General features: G+C 74.1%; 11 protein-coding genes and 1 pseudogene. 4 read left to right on the top strand and 8 right to left on the bottom strand.

Features of this window, described 5'->3' with window-relative positions:
- Window positions 1-69 precede the first annotated feature (69 nt).
- Both OG276_RS34290 and OG276_RS34285 read right to left on the bottom strand, forming a co-directional pair.
- Window positions 70-5,280, bottom strand: coding sequence for a tetratricopeptide repeat protein (locus OG276_RS34290; protein ID WP_266911434.1), 5,211 nt, complete (start codon window positions 5,278-5,280; stop codon window positions 70-72).
- On the bottom strand, window positions 5,277-5,789 hold the full coding sequence (locus OG276_RS34285; RefSeq protein ID WP_266911432.1) for a hypothetical protein: 513 nt from the start codon (window positions 5,787-5,789) through the stop codon (window positions 5,277-5,279). The genes OG276_RS34290 and OG276_RS34285 overlap by 4 nt, the downstream gene beginning before the upstream one ends.
- A 119-nt stretch (window positions 5,790-5,908) precedes the next feature.
- Here OG276_RS34285 and OG276_RS34280 point away from each other — a divergent pair.
- Window positions 5,909-6,163 (top strand): annotated as a pseudogene (locus OG276_RS34280) (penicillin acylase family protein); the annotation flags it as partial.
- A 48-nt stretch (window positions 6,164-6,211) separates the two neighbouring features.
- Here the strand turns inward: OG276_RS34280 and OG276_RS34275 are convergent.
- The 3 genes from OG276_RS34275 to OG276_RS34265 all read right to left on the bottom strand — a co-directional run bounded on the left by OG276_RS34275 (window position 6,212) and on the right by OG276_RS34265 (window position 10,169).
- Window positions 6,212-7,351, bottom strand: a complete 1,140-nt coding sequence (locus OG276_RS34275) for a calcium:proton antiporter (RefSeq protein WP_266911430.1) — start codon at window positions 7,349-7,351, stop codon at window positions 6,212-6,214.
- A gap of 137 nt (window positions 7,352-7,488) precedes the next feature.
- On the bottom strand, window positions 7,489-9,042 hold the full coding sequence (locus OG276_RS34270) for an acyl-CoA synthetase (protein WP_266911428.1): 1,554 nt from the start codon (window positions 9,040-9,042) through the stop codon (window positions 7,489-7,491).
- A 20-nt stretch (window positions 9,043-9,062) separates the two neighbouring features.
- Window positions 9,063-10,169, bottom strand: a complete 1,107-nt coding sequence (locus OG276_RS34265) for a nitronate monooxygenase (RefSeq protein ID WP_266911426.1) — start codon at window positions 10,167-10,169, stop codon at window positions 9,063-9,065.
- Between the two features lie 145 nt (window positions 10,170-10,314).
- On the opposite strand from OG276_RS34265, the gene OG276_RS34260 reads away from it, so the two are divergent.
- A complete protein-coding gene (locus OG276_RS34260) occupies window positions 10,315-12,300 on the top strand; it encodes a serine hydrolase (protein WP_266911424.1) in 1,986 nt (661 codons plus the stop codon).
- Window positions 12,301-12,333: 33 nt separating this feature from the next.
- On the opposite strand, the gene OG276_RS34255 is transcribed toward OG276_RS34260, so the two are convergent.
- Window positions 12,334-12,978 carry a TetR/AcrR family transcriptional regulator gene (locus OG276_RS34255; protein WP_266911422.1) on the bottom strand — a complete coding sequence of 215 codons (645 nt, stop codon included), beginning with the start codon at window positions 12,976-12,978 and terminating at the stop codon, window positions 12,334-12,336.
- An 83-nt stretch (window positions 12,979-13,061) separates the two neighbouring features.
- Here OG276_RS34255 and OG276_RS34250 point away from each other — a divergent pair, with 83 nt between their 5' ends.
- Window positions 13,062-14,252, top strand: coding sequence for an FAD-dependent monooxygenase (locus OG276_RS34250; protein ID WP_266911420.1), 1,191 nt, complete (start codon window positions 13,062-13,064; stop codon window positions 14,250-14,252).
- A 58-nt stretch (window positions 14,253-14,310) separates the two neighbouring features.
- Window positions 14,311-14,754 (top strand): nitroreductase family deazaflavin-dependent oxidoreductase, encoded by a 444-nt coding sequence (locus OG276_RS34245; RefSeq protein ID WP_266911418.1) that lies wholly within the window; start codon window positions 14,311-14,313, stop codon window positions 14,752-14,754.
- A gap of 17 nt (window positions 14,755-14,771) precedes the next feature.
- Here OG276_RS34245 and OG276_RS34240 read toward each other — a convergent pair whose 3' ends face one another.
- Together OG276_RS34240 and OG276_RS34235 are read right to left on the bottom strand one after the other, a co-directional pair.
- Window positions 14,772-16,370 (bottom strand): NAD(P)/FAD-dependent oxidoreductase, encoded by a 1,599-nt coding sequence (locus OG276_RS34240; RefSeq protein ID WP_266911416.1) that lies wholly within the window; start codon window positions 16,368-16,370, stop codon window positions 14,772-14,774.
- Window positions 16,367-18,508, bottom strand: a complete 2,142-nt coding sequence (locus tag OG276_RS34235) for a serine/threonine-protein kinase (RefSeq protein ID WP_266911414.1) — start codon at window positions 18,506-18,508, stop codon at window positions 16,367-16,369. Before OG276_RS34235 ends, OG276_RS34240 begins: the two co-directional genes overlap by 4 nt.
- Window positions 18,509-18,520 lie beyond the last annotated feature (12 nt).

The raw sequence follows: 18,520 nt of genomic DNA, 5'->3' as shown, positions 1-18,520 counted from the left end.
AGCCTTGCACTTCGCCGTCACCCCGGACTTGACCCCGGGCCCACCGTGTCGGTCGGTCGCGGCCCCGGGTCAGGCGTCGCGGCGGCCCAGTGCGTGGAGGGCCTTGCTGCGGTGGGTCAGGGCCAGGTCCATCGCCCGGGTCCTGCCCTCGGCACGGAAGTGACTGGCTGCCTGGTCGTTGACGGTCACGGCTTGCTCGTACCGTCCCACGTCCACGAGGAGGCCGCCGAGGATGAGCAGGGCGGTGCCCTCGCCCTGCCCGTCGGCGGTGGCCCGGCAGAGCGCCAGGTACCGCTCGAGGGCGGGGATGGCGTCCCCGTACTGCCTGAGCTCCACGGCCAGGACGCTGTAGCGGTACAGGGTCCGGCTCTCGTTGGTGCGGTCCTGTGCGGCACGGAACAGGTCCGCGGCACGTCCGTACGAGAGGAGCGCGTCGGCGCGCCGGCCCAGCTTCTCCAGCGTCATGCCGAGGTGGAGGTGGAGCTGGTTCTCCCGCGCCCGGTCCTCGGTCCGGGGGTAGACGACCACGGCCCGCCGGTAGACGGCGACGGCCTCCTCGTCTCGGCCCAACTCCCGCAGGTCGCGGGCCAGGTTGAGGAGTGCGGACCCTTCGGTGTCCGGGCGGTCCAGTTCACGGAACACGGTGGCGACGCGCCGATGGACGACGACGGCCTCTTCGAGCCGGCCGGCGTTGGTGAGTTTCTCACCCATGTGGTAAAGGGCCATGGCCTCGCCCTCCTGGTCGCCGGCGCCCCGGGAGACCGTCGCGGCCTGTTGCAGGACGGTCATGGCCTGCGCGTGCCGGCCCGCCGCATCGAGGGCGCCGCCGAGCCGGCGCAGAGCCGTGGCCTCGGCGGGGGCGTCGCCGATCTCGCGGGACAGGTCCGCCGCCCGGGTGTAGGCAGGGATGGCCTTCTTCGGTTTCCCCTGATGCTCCAGGCCATTGCCGACGACGATGAGGGCATGGGCCTCGCGGGCGCGGTCGCCGGCCCGCCGGTGCAGCTCGGCGGCGTGCCGGCCCGCGTCGGCGGCCTGCTCGAACCTTCCCAATCGGTCGAGGGCGTACCCGAGTTCGGCGGAGGCCGCGGCCTCGCCCGCCCTGTCACCGACGGCCCGGTGCGCGGCGACGGCCCCTTCCCGGGCGGCGGCCGACTCCTCCACGCGGCCCAGCGCTCCCAGTGCTTCGCCGAGCCGGTCCAGGAGTTCCCCCTCGTGCTCGCGGTCGCCGGCCGCGCGGCAGCAGACGAGTGCCTGCTCACAGGCGGGCACCGCCTCCTCGTACCGTTCCTCGTAGACCAGGACGAGGGAGAGGCTGCGCAGGGTGGTCAGCTCGCCCCGGGGGTCGCCGGTCTCCCGGTGGACCGCGAGCTCCTGCCGGTAGGCGTCGAGGGCTTCGTCGGAGCGGTGGGCCTGGAAGAGGCGGATGGCGAGGTTGTGCAGCATCACGGCCTCCCGCGCCCGATTGCCGGACCGGCGGTACGCGGCCACGGCCTCTTCGCAGGCGGTGGCAGCCTCGTCGTGGCGTTCCGCCCGGGCCAGTGCCTCGCTGCGGTTGGACAGCGCATTGCCCTCGCGCTCGTGGTCGCCGGTCTCCCGCAGCAGGGCGGCCGCCTTCCCGCAGGCGGTGGCCGCCTCCGCGTAACGGCCCCCCTGACCGGCGGCGTTGCCGAGGTTGATGAGTGCGGACGCCTCACCCGTACGGTCGCCCAGGTCACGGTAGAGGGTGGCGGACCGCTGCGCGGCGTCGACGGCCGCTTCGTAGCGTTGCGCTTCGATCAGGGCCGGGATGAGACCGCCGAGCACCCAGCACTCCTTGCCGCGTTCGCCGGTTTCTTCGAAGAGCGCGGCCGAGCGCTGGTAGGTGGTGATCGCCTCGTCGAGTCGACCCGTACGGTGCAGGGCGACGGCGAGGTTGGCGAGGGAATCGGCCTCACGGCCTCGATCGCCGTCCTGGCGGTAGAGGGCGGCGGCCTGCCGGACGGGCGCGATGGCTTCCTCGAACCGGCCGTCGTTGATCAGGGCGTTGCCCAGGTTGTGGAGCGGCGCGCTGCCGAAGCGGTCACGGCCGCCGCCGGCGCTCAGGGCTGCGGCCCGCCGGCTGACTTCGGCGGCTTCGGCGTACCGTTTGGCGGCTGTCAGGGCATTGCTCAGGTTGGTGAGCGCGGCGATCTCCAAAGGGCCCGGGTCACTGGCCGCGTCACCTCCGGCGCTACCGCCGCCCGGACCGCCGCTCCGGAAGATGGCCGCCGCCCGTTCGCAGGCGGTGACGGCTTCGTCGGTGCGGCCGTCGGCTGCCAGGGAGGTGCCGAGGTTGGTGAGCGTGGCCCCCAGCAGAGCCCGTTCACCCAGCCGGTCGAAGTGCTGAACGGCCTGTTCGAACAGGCCGATCGCCTCCTTCTGCCGCCGTATGCCTGCCAGGGCGCTGCCCGACTGGAGGAGCAGCTCGGCCGCTCGGCGCCGGTCGCCGATGTCGAGGTGGACGGCCGCTGCCCGCTCCACGGCCGTGAGGGCCTCCTCGAAACGCCCGAGCCCGATCAGCGTCTCACCGACCCTGCCCAACGCGCCCGCCAGCGTGCTGAGGTCAGTGAGGTCGGCGCCGGTCGGCGGGTTGGCCAGCAGCCGGTACAACTCGGTCGCCTCGCGCGTGACCGCCAGCGCCTCCTCCCGGACCCGATCCGGCTCCCGGGCCAACCGGTCCTGTACGGCGGCGTGTTCGGGAAGGTCGACGGTGGGATGCGCGCGAGCCAGCCGCCGGTACAGGTCGTCGGCCTCCCTCGTCACCGCCAGGGCCCGCTCCTCGTGCCCCAGGGCGAGCAGCCGGGTCCCGAGGTCGTTCAACACCCGGGCCAGATCGAGGCTGTGGGCGGCGGGGTCGGACTCGGCGAGCCGGCGCTGGATCTCCACGGCCTCCTCGACCGGGGCCAGGCCCTCCGCGCCCCGGCCCATCTCCGCGAGGAACGCCCCGAGGCTGACCAGCGCCGCCGTCAGATCGGGCTGGTGGGCGGCGGGATTGGCCTCCGCGAGCCGACGGTACAGATCGCCGGCCACCTCCGTGACCTCCAGGCCCTCCTCCAGCCTGCCGACGGCGCGCAGCGCGGCCCCCAGGTTGATGAGGGAGCGCGCGAAGTGGTGCCGCTCGCTGCCGGGGTCGGCGGCGGACAGCCTCCGGTACAGCCCGGCAGCCTCTTCACTGGCGGCCAGGCCCTCCTCGGTGCGACCGGCGTCGAGGAGCCGCAGGCCCAGGTGGGTGAGGAGCGCGGCCCGGTCGGGACGGTACACGGGGTCGCTCTCGGACAGCCGCCGATACAGCTCGGCGGCCTCCTCGGTGACGGCCAGGGCCTCCGCCCGCCTGCCGTGCCGCGACAGACTGCTGCCGAGGCCGGTCAGCGCGCCCGCCAGTCGGTCCTGGTGGGCGGCGGGGTCAACGGCGGTCAGGCGCCGGCCGATCGCGACGGACTCCTCGGCGGTGAACAGCGCCTCCTCCCAGCGGCCGGCGGCGGAGAGCCGCTCGCCGAGCACACCGAGGGAGTTCGCGAGGAAGGGGAGGTGCGCGGGGTCCTCGGCGGCGAGCTCCCGGTGCAGCCGTACGGCCTCCTCTGCGGGGAAGACGGCCTGCTCGCGGCGGCCCGCGTTGGCCCGGCGCCACGCCAGCGTCCCGTACAGCACCGCCCGCCGGGCGGGGTCCTCGGTGGTGGCCAGCCGATGCGCGGTCAGCGCCTCGGCGACGGCGAGGATTCCGTTGTCCAGTTCCACATGGCGGCCCGAGGGCAGCACGGCTTCCACGGCCTCCAGCACCGCCACCAGATCGGCGTCGAGTGGCAGCGCGGCTTCGTCGCCGGTGCCCGCGCCGCCCGCATCGCCCTCGCCGCCGGCGTCGCCCAGCCCGGCGAGGGCGGCGAGCGTGGTCAGGGCGGGGCTGCCCGCGGTGATCGCGAGGTGGGGCGAGGACCGCAGCAGCGGGTACAGCACCCGACGGCCGACGTGCGCCCAGCGGGCGGCCGCGGACGCCAGGAACGTCACGGCCCGCGGGGCCACCGCCGGCCCCAGGTCCCCGCCCATCAGGGCCGCCGGGACATCGCCCGCCCAGGGGTCCGGGTCGTACGCGGTGATGTCGTGTCCCGGGGTGAACAGCCCGAGGAAGTCCTCGGTGAGCCGGTCGGGGTACAGGGGCTCCAAGAACAGGTCGCGGTCGACGGGCGGATAGCAGAACCGGTGGTCGAGGAGGAGGTCCTGCGGATGGCCCGGCATGTCGAGGGCGCGCAGCGCCCGGGCGCCGGTGCCGTGGCTGACCGCCCCGGTCAGGGCGGCGGTGAACACCGTCCTGGCCATGACGGCGGGCCGGGTCTTGTAGTCCAGTCCGGACCCGCCGGCCTCGAACAGCCTTTGCCACGCCCGGTATTCACGGTCCAGAAGGTAGGCCGACAGCTCGTGCGGTTCGGTCAGGGACGGCCGGCGCCCGCGCGCGTGGGCATCGACGGCGACCAGCGCCGCCATCTGCAGGGTCAGCGTCAGTCCGAAGTCGGGCCGGTCCATGAGGGCGGGCGGTTCGACCGCGGAGGTGTTCGGCAGGTCGTAGAGGTCGCTCGCGCCGTAGCGGTCGCGGGCGGCGGTGAACATGCGCAGCCGGTCCGCGTCCAAGGAGGGCAGCAGCATGTCGTCGATCTCGGCGCGCCGGTCGTGGAGTTCACCGCGCAGGGCCGCGAACCAGCGGACCGTACGGCCGATCAGGAGGACACGGGTGGGCCGCTGCCGGTGCAGGACCGGATCGGACAGCAGCCGCTCCAGCTGGCTGTACGCCCAGCGGTCCGCGTAGTCCACGACGAGCAGCACGCCGGCGCCGTCCTCGGCCGGTTGGGTGCCGGTGCCCCGGGCGGGGCCGCCTTCGCGGACCACTGCGTGCAGCACCTGCCAGCGTTCCGCCGCCGGTCGGCCGGGGTCTCGGGACCGCTCGGCGAACTCCATGGCGAGGCGGGTCTTGCCCTCCCCACCGGGAGCGTGGAGCAGCAGTACCGACAGGCGGGCATTGCGGGTGTCACGCCAGCGCCGCAGCCGCTCCAGTTCGGCCTCCCGGCCGATGAAGGGCACTACACGGCTGCGCGCGTCGAGAAGCCGGCTGGGTTGCGCCATCAGCCAGTCGGTCGCCGGGGCCGACGGCGCGGGCAGCGCCTCGATGCCGGGCCCGGGAGGCCCTTGGTAGTGGTTGACGGTGACGCTTGCGCCCGGGCCCTGCGCGGCGGCCGAGCCGGGGGTGAGGTACTGCTCGTAGCGCGGCTCGGTCAAGACTCTCCGCGGGGAATCCCGGCCTGGGCGGCGCCGGGCCCGTGGTGGTGGTTCACGGTCACGCTGGCCCCCGGGCCCTGGGCGCCCGCGCCGCCGCTCTGGATCACCTGGCTGTAGACCTCGCGGGCCCCTGCCCCGCGCAGGGCCGCCCCGAGGGCGCGGATCTCGCCGTCGGCGCCGGGCTGCCCGGCGATCAGTTCGCGCAGCAGCCGCTCGCACTCGGCCGAGCGGTGGGCATTCGCCTCCAGCGCCGCCCCGAGCCTCGCCGCCCAGTTCTCATGGGCCTCGCCCAGGGCCGCCGCGTCGCCCCGCTCGTACGCGGCGAGCACGGTCTCGCGCGCGTGCTCCAGCTCCGCCTCCGCCCCGGCGCCGCCACCTTCCCCGGCCCGCCCGCCGAGCCTGAGCAGCCGGCCGAAACCACGCCGGGTGTGGTCCCACGCGTCTGTCGTCATCGCGGTGACGAGCGTGGTCGCGGCGGTGGCCGCGACAGCTGCGACAGCAGGGTCCACGACACTGTCCCTCTCGAAAGGCAGTCGAAACACTTCTCCATCTTCAGTGGCAAGTCTGCACCGGATCACCCTGTCGGCCTGGATCACTTCAAGCCGTTCTTGTCGCAGGGCAAGGAGCGGCGGGTGGGGGCTACCCGGAGGTCCTGCACGGCTCCGGCCGTATCCAGGCCGTCGGCTGGGACGGCGGCCGCTGTCCCGTGGCGCGCACGCTGCTGACGTACGGCCAGTCCTCGAACCCGAAGGCCCCGCACTCCGCCGACCAGACGCGGCTCTTCTCCCAGGAGCGCTGGGTGAAGGCACGGTTCTGCGAGCGGGACATCCTCGCCCCGGCTCAAGGTGGTCTGGCCGCGCGAGCGGCGCTGACGTGCGCGTGACCCCGTACGACAGGCCCCTGGGGCCGGCCGTACGGGGTCACGGCGCGCTCAGGGGCTGACGGCGAGGAAGAGGTACGCGGCCAGCAGCACGAGGTGGACGCCGCCCTGGAGCAGGGTGGCGCGGCCGGGGACGATGGTGAGGGCGCTGACGACGATGGTCAGCGCGAGCAGCACCATGTGGAGCGGTTCGAGCCCGAGCAGCAGCGGTCCGGAGAGCCAGACGGAGGCGAGGGCGATGGCCGGGATGGTCAGGCCGATGCTGGCGATGGCGGAGCCGTAGGCGAGGTTGAGGCTGGTCTGCACCCGGTCGCGGCGGGCCGCGCGGACGGCGGCCAGGGTCTCGGGCGCCAGCACGAGCAGGGCGATGATCACACCGACCACGGCGTAGGGCAGGCCGAGGTCCGCGACTCCGCGTTCGATGGTCGGGGAGACCGCCTTGGCGTTTCCGACGACGGCGACGAGCGCGACGAGGAGCAGCCCGAGGCTGATCAGGGCGGCTCGGGCGGTGGGCGGTTCGGCGTGCTCGTCGTCTTCGCCGGCGGCCGCGGCGGCGGCCGCCTGCGCTGCCTCCTTGCGGATCCGCTTGGTGTCGACGGGCAGGAAGTAGTCGCGGTGGCGGACCGTCTGGACGGCGACGAACAGGCCGTAGAGGGCGAGCGAGGCGGTGGCGGCGAAGGCGAGCTGGGCCGTGGAGAACTCGGGGCCCGGCTTGGTGGTGGTGAAGGTGGGGAGCACGAGGCTGAGTACGGCGAGCGTGGCGACGGTGGCCAGGGCCGCGCCCGAGCCCTCGGCGTTGAAGACGGCGACGCGGTTGCGCAGGGCCCCGACGAGCAGGGACAGGCCGACGATGCCGTTGCACGTGATCATGACGGCGGCGAAGACGGTGTCACGGGCGAGGGAGGAGGTCTTGTCCCCGCCGTCGGCCAGCAGGGTGACGATGAGGGCCACTTCGATGACGGTGACCGCGACGGCGAGGACGAGCGAGCCGAAGGGTTCGCCGACCCGGTGCGCGACGACCTCGGCGTGGTGGACGGCCGCCAGCACCGCACCGGCCAGGCAGAGCGCCACCAGGGCCACGGCGAGCGTGGGCAGGTCGCGTCCCCAGCTGAAGACGAGCGCGACGAGCGCCACCACGGGGACCACGACGGTCCAGTCGGTCAGGGGGGATCTGTGCGTTGCCGTACTCATATCAGCCAACTTGCCAGAACTGTTGCGCTTGTGCGGTGCAACAGCCGCCTCCACGCCCCTGACGTGGCACTTCTCACGAAACTCCGGGCGTGGCGGACGGATGGGCCGGGCCGGCCCCGCAGGGCCGGCCCGGGTCCTCACATCGCGCGCTCGTGGCCCTCCCAGTACGGCTCGCGCAGCCGGCGCTTGTACAGCTTGCCGTTGGGGTCGCGCGGCATCGTCTCGATGAAGTCGACGGTCTTGGGCCGCTTGTACCCGGCCAGTTGCCGCTCGCAGTGGTTCAGGATCTCCGCCGCCAGCGCGTCGCTCGCCGCGAAGCCCTCGGCCGGTTCGATGACCGCCTTGACCTCCTCGCCCCAGGAGGGGTGCGGGATCCCGAAGGCGGCGGCGTCCGCGACCGCCGGATGGGTGAGCAGCGCCGATTCGATCTCGGCCGGGTAGATGTTCACCCCGCCCGAGATGATCATGTCGATCTTCCGGTCGCGGAGGAAGAGGTAGCCCTCCTCGTCCATCAGGCCGAGGTCTCCGACGGTGAAGAAGTCGCCGATGCGGTTCTTCTTCGTCTTGCCCTCGTCCTTGTGGTAGCTGAAGCCGCCGGTGTTCATCTTGATGTAGACGGTGCCGAGTTCGCCGGCGGGCAGCCGCTCGCCGTCGTCGTCGAAGATGGCGAGCTCACTGATCGGCCAGGCCTTGCCGACGGTCCCCGGCTTCTTCAGCCAGTCCTCGGCCGTCGCGAAGGCGCCGCCGCCCTCGCTCGCCGCGTAGTACTCCTCCACGCACCGGCCCCACCAGTCGATCATCGCCCGCTTGACGTGGTCGGGGCAGGGCGCGGCGCCGTGGATGGCGTGCCGCATGGAGGAGACGTCGTACGCGTCCTTCGTCTCCTGCGGGAGCGCGAGGAGCCGGTGGAACTGGGTCGGCACCATGTGGGTGTGCGTGCAGGCGTGCTCGTCGATCAGGCGCAGCATCTCCTCGGCGGTCCACTTGTCCATCAGGACCAGAGGATGCCCGATGTGCAGGGCCGCTGCGGCGAACTGCAGGACGGCCGTGTGGTAGAGCGGCGAGCACACGAGGTGGACGTTGCCGTCGAAGGCGCGGATGCCGAAGATGCCGAGGAAGCCGCCGAGGTACGTCTCCTCCGGGAGCTTGCCGGGCAGCGGGCGGCGGATGCCGCGCGGCCGGCCGGTGGTGCCGGAGGTGTAGTTCATGACCCAGCCGAGCGTGCGGTCGGCGGGGGCGGTGTCCGGCTGCCCGTCGAGCAGTTCGCCGTACGAGCGGAAGCCGGAGACCGCTCCGACCGCGTACCGGTGGCTCGCGGGCAGGCCCGCCTCGTCGGCGGCGGCGGTGGCCGCGTCGGCGAACCGCTCGTGGGCGATCAGGACCTTGGCTCCGGAGTCGGAGACGATCCAGGCGATCTCGGGGCCGACGAGGTGGTGGTTGACCGGGACGAGGTAGAAGCCGGCCTGGGAGGCGGCCAGGTAGGCGGTGAGGAACTCGACGCTGTTGGGGAGGACCACGGCGAAGACGTCGCCCCGCTCCAGCCCGGCGGCGCGCAGGCCGTGCACGAGGCGGTTGACGTCGGCGTGCAGCCGCGCGGCGGACCAGGTCTCGCCCTCGGGGGTGACCAGGACGGTGCGCTCGGGGTCGGCGGTGGCCTGGGCCCAGAAGCCGTTGGGGGGCGTGTCGGTCATCTTGTCCACTCCTCGGATCTTCAGGCCCGGCCGGCGATGCGGGTGATGCGGTCGATGGCGCGCTCGAAGCCGCTGGTGAGGTCGTCGAAGACGGCCTGGACGCTGCGTTCGCTGTTCATCCGGCCGACGATCTGCCCGACGGGGGTGCCGAGCAGCGGCTGGATCTCGTACTTCTGGATGCGGGACACGGCCTCCGCGACGAGGAGTCCCTGCAGGGGCATCGGCAGGGCGCCGGGGCCCTCCGGGTCGTCCCACGCGTCGGTCCACTCGGTGCGCAGCTGGCGGGCGGGCTTGCCGGTCAGCGCGCGGGAACGGACGGTGTCGCCGGAGCCGGCCGCGAGCAGCTTCTCGGTGAGGGCGCGGGAGTGCATGTCCGCCTCGGTGGTGGTCAGCCAGAGGGAACCGAGCCAGGCGCCCTGGGCGCCGAGGGCCAGTCCGGCGGCGATCTGCTCGCCGCTGCCGATGCCGCCGGCGGCGAGGACCGGGAGCGGGGCGACGGCCTCGACCACCTCGGGCACCAGGACCATGGTGGCGATGTCGCCGGTGTGTCCGCCGGCCTCGTAGCCCTGGGCGACGACGATGTCGATGCCGGCCTCGGCGTGCCGGCGGGCGTGCTTGGCGCTGCCGGCGAGGGCGGCGACGAGGACGCCGTGCTCGTGGGCGCGCGCGATGACGTCGGCGGGCGGGGAACCCAGGGCGTTCGCCAGGAGTTTGATGGGGTAGTCGAAGGCCACGTCGAGCTGGTTGCGGGCGACCTGTTCCATCCAGCCGGTGATGCGCCAGCCGGAGGCCTCGCCCTCGGCGAGTTCGGGTACGTGGTGTTTGGCGAGGGTGTCGCGGACGTACTCGCGGTGCGCGGCCGGGATCATCGCCTCGATGTCGGCCTCGCTGACGCCGTCGACGGCCTTCTTCGCGGGCATGACCACGTCGAGCCCGTAGGGCTTGCCGTCGGTGTGCTCCTGCATCCAGTCGAGGTCGCGCTTCAGATCGTCGGGGGCGGTGTAGCGGACCGCCCCCAGCACCCCGAACCCGCCCGCGCGGGTGATGGCAGCGGCCACCGCCGGGAAGGGCGTGAAGCCGAAGATGGCGTGCTCTATTCCCAGTTTCCTGCTCAGCTCCGTCTCCATGGGCGGCAGGATGCCGCAGCCCGGCCGTCGAGGGAAGAGGTTTTCTGATGCAGCGTCAGATTCTTTGCCGGCCGGTCACCGCGGAGCCCGAGTCGTGAGCGGGCAGATACTCGGGAGGGCAAGGCGGCGGACGGGAGGACCGGTCATGAAGGCACCAGGGGCAGCCGGGAACGACGGTGACACGAAGGGCTCCGGCACGGCCGGCCCGACGGCGCCCGACGGCGGCGGCAGCACGCCGGGGGCGGACGGCTGCGAACTGGAGGTGGATGGCGGCGAGCTGGAGGTGGATGGCGGCGAGCTGCAGACAGAGGGCCGCGCCGGGCCCGGGGCGGACGGCGCCGCCGGGCGCGTGCGCGGTCTCAGTCGGCGGCGGCTCGGGGCGCGGCTGCTGGCGCTGGGCGGCGTGCTCGTGCTCCAGGCCGCACTGCCCGGGTCCGCGGGGGCCGCCGGCGGCCCCGCCGAGCGGCGCGCGCTGCAGGGACTGCGGCTGCGGTACGGGTCCGCCCGCCAGGCGGGGCTGCTGGAGAGGCACCTCGAAGGGGTGGCGGACGAGGCGCGGCGCTTCCTCGGCCCCTCCCCCGAACACCCTTACTACGCCGGGGCCGTGGTCCTCGCCGGGCGGGGCCGCACCGTGGCGCTGCACCGGGCGATGGGCGACGCCGTCCGGTACGCCGACTACGACGGCCGCACCGACCGGGTCCGGGAGTTCCCGGCCGCCCAGCGGATCGCGATGGCCGAGGACACGGTCTTCGACCTGGCCTCCCTGTCGAAGCTGTTCACCTCACTGCTGGCCGTGCAGCAGATGGAGCGCGGGCGCCTGGAACTGGAGGCGCCGGTGCACCGGTACCTGCCCGAGTTCACCGGCGGGGGCAAGGAGTCGATCACCGTACGCCAGCTCCTCACGCACACTTCGGGGCTGCGATCCTGGGCCCCCTTCTACCAGGAGCCCACGCGGGCGGGTCAGTTGAGGCTGCTGTGGTCGGTGAGGCCCCAGGAGACCCCGGGGACGGTCTACCGCTACTCCGACCTCAACCTCATCGCCCTCCAACTGCTCTTGGAACGGATCACCGGTCACACTCTGGACCTCCTGCTCCAAGACGAGATCACCGCTCCACTCGGGATGCACCGCACTCGCTTCAACCCACCGCTCTCCTGGCGCCGGGTCACCGCCGCCACCGAGGTGCAGCGCCCGCCCTGGTCCGGCCTGGACCGGGGGCTCGTCTGGGGCGAGGTGCACGACGAGAACGCGCACGCGCTGGGCGGCGTCGCCGGCCACGCCGGGGTCTTCGGCACCGCCTGGGACCTGGCGATCCTCGCCCGCGCCCTCCTCGACGGCGGGGTCTACGCCGGCAAGCGCATCCTGCGCCCCGCCTCCGTCGAGCTCCTCTTCACCGACTACAACACCGCGTTCCCCGGCGACGACCACGGCCTGGGCTTCGAGCTCTACCAGCACTGGTACATGGGCGCCATGGCCACCCCCCACTCCGCAGGCCACACCGGTTTCACCGGCACCTCCCTGGTCCTGGACCCCTCCACGGACTCCTTCCTGATCCTCCTGGGGAACTCCGTCCACCCCGTGCGCACCTGGCGCGCCGGCAGCGCCCCGCGCGTCGCCGTCGGCAACCGCTTCGCCCGCGCCGTCCCCGTCCGCACGAGGCACGGCGGCCCGGCCTGGTACTCCGGCATGGAGACCGGCGGCTCCGGCACCCTGACCCTCCCGCCCCTCACCCCCGCCTCCGGCTCCGCCCGGCTGCGCTGCGCGGTGTGGTGGGACACCGTGCCCGGCGCCGGAGCCCTGCACGTGGAGGCCTCCGCCGACGGGCAGACCTGGGAGCCGCTCCCCTTCACCACCGTCCGCACCACCGGCGGAGCCGCCGAACACTGGCCGCAGGGCTCCGTCTCCGGCTGGTCGGGCCGCATCTGGCACCGGCTCGAAGCCCCGCTCGCCGCCTGGGCCGGCCGCGAGGTCCGCCTCCGCTTCCGCCACACCGCCCAGGGCCGCTACGTGGGCCGCGGAGCCTACGTGGACGTCCTGCGCGTCTCGGAACCCTCCCACCTCCTCTTCGCCGAGGACCGCCCCGCGGACGCCTCCCGCATCGAGGCGGCGGGCTGGTCGCGCTCGGCGGACTGACGGCCGCCCGCGCCACGGAGACCCAGATGCCGCCTAGGCGAGGGCCGCGTCGATCATCCTGCGGGTCACGGAGGTGAGTTCGGCCAGGTCGGGTGCCGGGCGGGAGCGGGCGAGCGCGCCCGCGAGGCGGTCGTAGAGGAGCCCGTCGGCCCACGCGACCAGGAGCTCGGCGGACTCGGCCGGCCGGGCGGCGCCGAGCGCCGCGAGGATCCCGGCGGCCCGGTCCCGCGAGCCCTGGCCGGCCCGGTGCAGTTCCGTCGCCAGCTCCGGGTTCCGGGCGGCCTCCAGGCTCAGCTCGAAGCGCGCCAGCTGGCGGGAGCGCCCCGAGGTCAGCCATCCGTACAGCAGCGCGGCGAGCGCCGCGGCGACGGCGTCCCGGTCCATCGGTGAAGGCGCAGGCGAAGGCGCAGGCGCAGGCGAAGGCGCAGCTGAAGGCGACGACGACGGCGTTGCGCCCCCGTCGAAGTCACCGAGGTCCAGCTCGGCCAGCCGCGCATAACAGGCGCCGATCAGCGCCGTCCTCGTACGGAAGTAGTACGAGGTGCTGCCCGCCGGAAGCCCGGCCGCGCCGTCGACCGCCCGGTGGGTCAGCCCCCGCAGTCCGGCGGCGGCCACGAGGTCGATCGCGCTGTCCGCGATCAGTGTTCTGCGGTCTCTTCCGCGCTCGGGGGTGTGCATACCGTCACTCTACAAGTGTAGAGTGACGGCCACATGCACACTCTACAGCTGTAGAGGATGCGGGGAACGGGGAGGAGACTGCCATGACTCGACGTGAAGCGGTGGTGGCGGGCGCGGGGATCGGCGGACTCGCCGCAGCGGTGGCGCTGCACCGTCGCGGCTGGGACGTCACCGTCTGCGAACGCGCGACGGGGCCCTCCGCCGTCGGCGCGGGAATCGTCCTCGCCCCCAACGCCCTGCGCGCCTTCGACGCCATCGGCTTCGACGTCGCCCGCGCGACGGGGGACGCCACCCCTGCCGCGATGGACCTGCGCCGCGCCGACGGCCGCCTGCTGAGCCGTGCCGACCGCGCCGCGCTGACGGCCAGGTACGGCCGGCCCCCGCTCGCCGTGCACCGCACGGCCCTCGCAGCCGCCCTGGCCGCCGCACTCCCCGAAGGCACCCTCCGGTACGGCACGGCAGTGACCTCCGTCGAGGGCGCGGACGGCCATCCGATCGCCCACACCTCGTCCGGCGCCCACACCTCGTCCGGCGCCCTCACCGCCGACCTGGTCATCGCCGCCGACGGCATCCACAGCCCGATCCGCCGCCAGTACTTCCCGGCCCATCCCGGCCTGCACTACAGCGGGGAGACCGCCTGGCGGACCGTCCTTCCCGCCGGCGGCCCGCCCGTGCGCGCCGCCGCCGAAACCTGGGGCCGCGCGGAGCGCTTCGGAGTCGTCCCGCTCGCCGACGGCCGCGTGTACCTCTACGCCACCGCGGTCGCCCCCGAGGGCCACCGGCCCGCCGACGTCCGCGCCGAACTCCTGCGCCGGTACGGCACCTGGCACGATCCGATCCCCGCCCTGCTGGAGCGGATCGACCCGGCGGCCGTGCTCCAGCACGACCTGTACGACCTCGCCGCCCCGCTCCCCCGCTTCCACCAGGGCCGATTGGCATGGCTCGGTGACGCGGCGCACGCCATGACCCCCAACCTGGGCCAGGGCGGGTGCCAGGCCGTCGAGGACGCCGCCGTCCTCGCGCACCTGCTGGACGGGGCCGACGTACCGGCCGCCCTGGCCGCCTACAGCGCGGCCCGCTGCGCCCGCACCGACGCCCTGCGCATCCGCTCCCGCCGCGCGGGCCGGGTCGCCGCCCTCACGCACCCCCTCGCGGTGGCCGCCCGGGACCTCGCCGTCCGCGCCACCCCGGCCCGGGCCGCGCGGCGGGCGCTGGACGACCTCTTCGACGGATTCGCGCTTCCGAACCAGGGTGGAATGCACCGTGCCCTGTAGCCCTGCCGCTCGTTGTTGTGGTTCGTTGACCGTTCAACACGAAGGCAGGCGAGTCCATATGACCGACATCGACTGGGACAACCCCACCGACCCCAAGCCGGGCTGGACCCTGGATCACGTCAAGCTGTACGTCGGTTCGGGCGGGACCGAGGGGCAGTACTGGAACAACACCCAGACCCTGCTGCTCACCACCATCGGCCGCAAGTCCGGGAAGCCGGTGCGGACCCCGCTCATCTACGGCGAGGACGGCGGGCGCTACCTCATCGTCGCCTCCAAGGGCGGCGACCCCGCCGACCCGCTCTGGTACCGGAACCTCTCCGAGCACCCCGAGGTCCGGGTGCAGGTCGGCCCCAAGGTGATGCAGGGCATCGCGCGGACCGCGACGTCCGAGGAGCGCGCCGGGTTCTGGCCGCTGATGGTGAAGCACTGGCCCTCGTACGACGAGTACCAGACCAAGACCAGCCGGGAGATTCCGATCGTCGTGATCGACCCCGTTGGCTGACGCGGGGCCGGGGCGCGTCAGTGCCCCAGTACCGCCATCGCCGCGTTGTGGCCGGGGACCCCGCTGACTCCGCCGCCGCGGACCGCCCCCGCGCCGCACAGCAGTACGTTGCGGTGGGCGGTCTCCACGCCCCAACGGCCGCCGCCCTCGGCGGAGTCGCCATCCGAGCCGGATGCGGAGTACGGCCAGGACAGGTCCCGGTGGAAGATGTGCCCGCCGGGCAGGCGCAGTTCGCGCTCCAGGTCGAGCGGGGTCTTGGCCTCGATGCACGGGCGGCCGTCGGCGTCGAAGGCCAGGCAGTCGGTGAGCGGTTCGGCCAGGTGGGCGTCGAGCTGGGCGAGGGTGGCGGCGAGCAGCACTTCCCGCGCCCCCTGGTTGTCCTTCTCGAACAGCCGGGCCGGGGTGTGCAGTCCGAAGAGGGTCAGGGTCTGGTACCCCTGCTCCGCCAGCTCGGGCCCCAGGATCGTCGGGTCCGTCAGCGAGTGGCAGTAGATCTCCGAGGGCGGTACGGAGGGCAGTTCGCCCGCGGCGGCCTCCGCGTGGGCCCGGGCGAGCTGTTCGTAGCCTTCCGCGATGTGGAAGGTGCCGCCGAAGGCCTCGCGCGGGTCCACCGAGGAGTCCCGCAGCCGGGGCAGGCGGCGCAGCAGCATGTTGACCTTGAGCTGGGCCCCCTCGGGAGCCGGCTGCGCCGGTTCCTCCCCGAGGAGTTCGGCGAGCGCCCGCGGCGAGGCGTTGACGAGCACCACCCGGCCGGCGACCCGCCCCTCGCCCGTCGCCGTACGGAAGGTCACCTCGGCCGGGGCGGTCGTGCCGTCGGTGTCGATGCGCAGCGCCTCGTGCCCGGTGGCGATCTCCGCCCCGGCCGCCAGCGCGGAAGCCGCCAGCGCGTCGGTGAGCGCGCCCATGCCGCCGACCGGTACGTCCCAGTCGCCGGTGCCGCCGCCGATGACGTGGTAGAGGAAGCAGCGGTTCTGGGCCAGGCCCGGGTCGTGGGCGTCGGCGAAGGTGCCGATCAGCGCGTCGGTGAGGACGACCCCGCGCACCAGGTCGTCGGCGAACTCCCGCTCGACGGCCCGTCCGATCGGCTCCTCGAACAGCATCCGCCAGGCCGCCTCGTCATCCAGCCGGGCCCGCAGCTCCGCGCGCGTGGGCAGCGGCTCGGTCAGCGTCGGGAAGAGGCGTTCGGCGGCCCGCCCGGTGGTCCCGTAGAAGGCGCGCCAGTTCTCGTACTCCCGCTCCGAGCCGGTCAGCCGCGCGAAGGACTCCCGGGTGCGCGCCTCGCCGCCGCCGACCAGCAGTCCGCCGGGGCGTCCGGCGCGCTCGACGGGGGTGTACGAGGAGACCGTGCGCCGGCGCACTTGGAAGTCCAGCCCCAGCTCGCGCACGATCTTCGCGGGGAGCAGCGAGACCAGGTAGGAGTAGCGGGACAGCCGGGCGTCGACGCCCGGGAACGGCCGGGTGGACACGGCGGCCCCGCCGGTGCGGCCGAGCCGCTCCAGGACCAGGACCGAGCGGCCCGCCCGGGCCAGGTAGGCGGCGGCGACGAGGCCGTTGTGGCCCCCGCCCACGATCACCGCGTCGTACACGTCGTGCCCGAAGCTCCGCGAGGTCGTCATGGCTCTTGGTAACACACCTGCCCCAGCCGCTCCAGACAGTGCGCCTCGTCGGCGTGGGCCGCGACCGTGTCCGGGTGGCCGTCACCCAGCGACCGCTCGCGGATGCCGGAGAGGTCCCGGTAGACGGGCAGCGCCTGGTCCCAACGGCCCAGCCGGCCCAGTCCCACGGCGAGTTCGCGGCGGCTGACCAGGGTGTCGGGGTGCTCGGCGCCGAGCGTGCGGGCCCGCGCCTCGCCCACCTCGCGGGCTTCGGCCACCGCTTCCTCCCAGCGTTCCAGGCGCCCGAGGTTCACCCCGAGGACGTGCCGGGCCCGCAGCGTCTCCGGATCGGCGGCCCCGTAGGCGCGGGTGCGGTCGCGGACCAGGTCCCGGAACAGCTCCAGGGCCTCGGCCGAGCGCCCGGTCCGGCCCAGCGCGATGCCCGCCTCGTAGCGGGCGGCCAGCGTGTCGGGGTGGTCGCGGCCGAGCACCCGTTCCCGTACGGCCGCGATGTGCCGGAAGGCCTCCAGGGCCTCCTCCCAGCGTTCCAGGCGGCCCAGCGCGTACGCCACCTCGTACCGGGTCAGCAGGGTGTCCGCGTGCTCCGCCCCCAGTACGGCGGTCCGGTCGGCGGCCACCTCGGCGGCGGCGGCGTGGGCCTCGGAGAAGCGGCCGAGAGCGCCCAGCGCGCAGGCCAGGTTGTGCCGGCAGCGCAGGGTGTCGGGGTGGATCCGGCCCACGGTCCGCTCCCGGGCGGTGAGCACCGCGCGGTAGCCCTCGTACGCCTCCTGGTGGCGGCCGAGCAGGCCCGTCTCGTACGCCGCCTCCTGCCGCGCGGCCAGGGTGTCCGGGTGGTCGGCTCCGAGCACCCGGGCGCGTCCTTCGGCGACGGCCGCGTACCCGGCGAGGGCTTCCTCGGTACGGCCCGCCCGGCTGAGGGCGAAGGCCCGCGTGTGGCCGGCGTCGAGCGCGGCCGGGCCCGAGGGAGCGGAGCCGGGGCCGTGCGGGAACCCGTAGGCGGCGGTGAGGCGGGGGTCCTCGGCCGGACGCGGGCGTACGACGGTCGGCGCGGTCCGGGGGACGGGGCCGGTGCCGGTGCCGGGGCGGGTGGCCGTGGCGGCCGGGGCGGCTCCGGCGGCCGTCGGGTGCTGCCCGCTCGGGCGCGCGGCGGTCCAGGAGCCGGTGAGGACGGCCCACTCCCCGCTCGCGGGGCGGGCCTCGATGCCGGCCCTGCGCCCGGCGGTCATCCCGTCGGCCCACTCGGGCAGCGGCAGGTGCGCTCCGGCCGCCGCGCCGGGCCCGAGCCGGGCCTCGACGAGCCGGCGGTGCAGGTGGCGGGCGTCGCCCGGCCGGTCCTCGGGGCATTTGGCGAGCAGGTCGAGCACCAGCCGCTCGAAGAAGACCGGCAGTTCGGGGCGGTGCTCGCGCGGCGGCACGGGCGCGGTGTCGCGGTGGCCGACCAGCACGGACCAGGAGTCGCCGAGGTCGAAGGGCGGGGCTCCGGTGGCGATCTCGTACAGGACGCAGCCGAGGGAGTAGAGGTCGCTGCGGTGGTCCACCTCGCCGCCGGCGATCTGCTCGGGCGACATGTAGTGCGGGGTGCCCATGGCCATGCCGCCGCCGGTCAGTTTCGCGGTGAAGCCGATGTCGGCGGCCAGCCGGGCGATGCCGAAGTCGCAGATCTTCACCGTGCCGTCGGTGAGCCGCATGATGTTGGCGGGCTTCAGGTCGCGGTGGACGACGCCCTGCTCGTGGGTGTAGCCGAGGGCGGCGGCCATCTGCTCGGCGATGTCGACGACCACGTCCACGGGGAGCGGGCGCGCGTCGTTGTCCTCCAGGAGCTGGCTGAGGTTGCGGCCTTCGAGCAGTTCCATGACGAGGTAGAGGGGACCGCCGGCCGCGCTGTCGTCGCCGAAGTCGTGGACGACGGTGACGCCGCGGTGCTGGAGGGAGGCGGCGACGCGCGCCTCGCGGCGGAATCGCTCGCGCAGCACCTGGGTGAAGTGGGTGTCCTGCTCGGGCCCGAGGGGCTTGAGGCATTTGACGGCGACCTGCCGGCCCAGCGACTCGTCGCGGGCCCGCCACACCTCGCCCATGCCGCCGCGGCCGATCAGATCGAGCGACCGGTACCGGCCCTGGATCAGTCTTGGCTCCGCCATGTCTTGAAGTCG

The sequence above is a fragment of the Streptomyces sp. NBC_00086 genome (assembly GCF_026343255.1).
Lineage (GTDB): Bacteria > Actinomycetota > Actinomycetes > Streptomycetales > Streptomycetaceae > Streptomyces.
This window is presented reverse-complemented; position numbering and strand designations above follow the sequence as displayed.

Excerpts from the sequence above, each read along its gene's own strand:
- OG276_RS34275 (WP_266911430.1), bottom strand. The coding sequence starts at position 7,351 with ATGAGTACGGCAACGCACAGATCCCCCCTGACCGACTGGACCGTCGTG.
- OG276_RS34270 (WP_266911428.1), bottom strand. The coding sequence starts at position 9,042 with ATGACCGACACGCCCCCCAACGGCTTCTGGGCCCAGGCCACCGCCGAC.
- OG276_RS34265 (WP_266911426.1), bottom strand. The coding sequence starts at position 10,169 with ATGGAGACGGAGCTGAGCAGGAAACTGGGAATAGAGCACGCCATCTTC.
- OG276_RS34260 (WP_266911424.1), top strand. The coding sequence starts at position 10,315 with ATGAAGGCACCAGGGGCAGCCGGGAACGACGGTGACACGAAGGGCTCC.
- OG276_RS34255 (WP_266911422.1), bottom strand. The coding sequence starts at position 12,978 with ATGCACACCCCCGAGCGCGGAAGAGACCGCAGAACACTGATCGCGGAC.
- OG276_RS34250 (WP_266911420.1), top strand. The coding sequence starts at position 13,062 with ATGACTCGACGTGAAGCGGTGGTGGCGGGCGCGGGGATCGGCGGACTC.
- OG276_RS34245 (WP_266911418.1), top strand. The coding sequence starts at position 14,311 with ATGACCGACATCGACTGGGACAACCCCACCGACCCCAAGCCGGGCTGG.
- OG276_RS34240 (WP_266911416.1), bottom strand. The coding sequence starts at position 16,370 with ATGACGACCTCGCGGAGCTTCGGGCACGACGTGTACGACGCGGTGATC.
- OG276_RS34235 (WP_266911414.1), bottom strand. The coding sequence starts at position 18,508 with ATGGCGGAGCCAAGACTGATCCAGGGCCGGTACCGGTCGCTCGATCTG.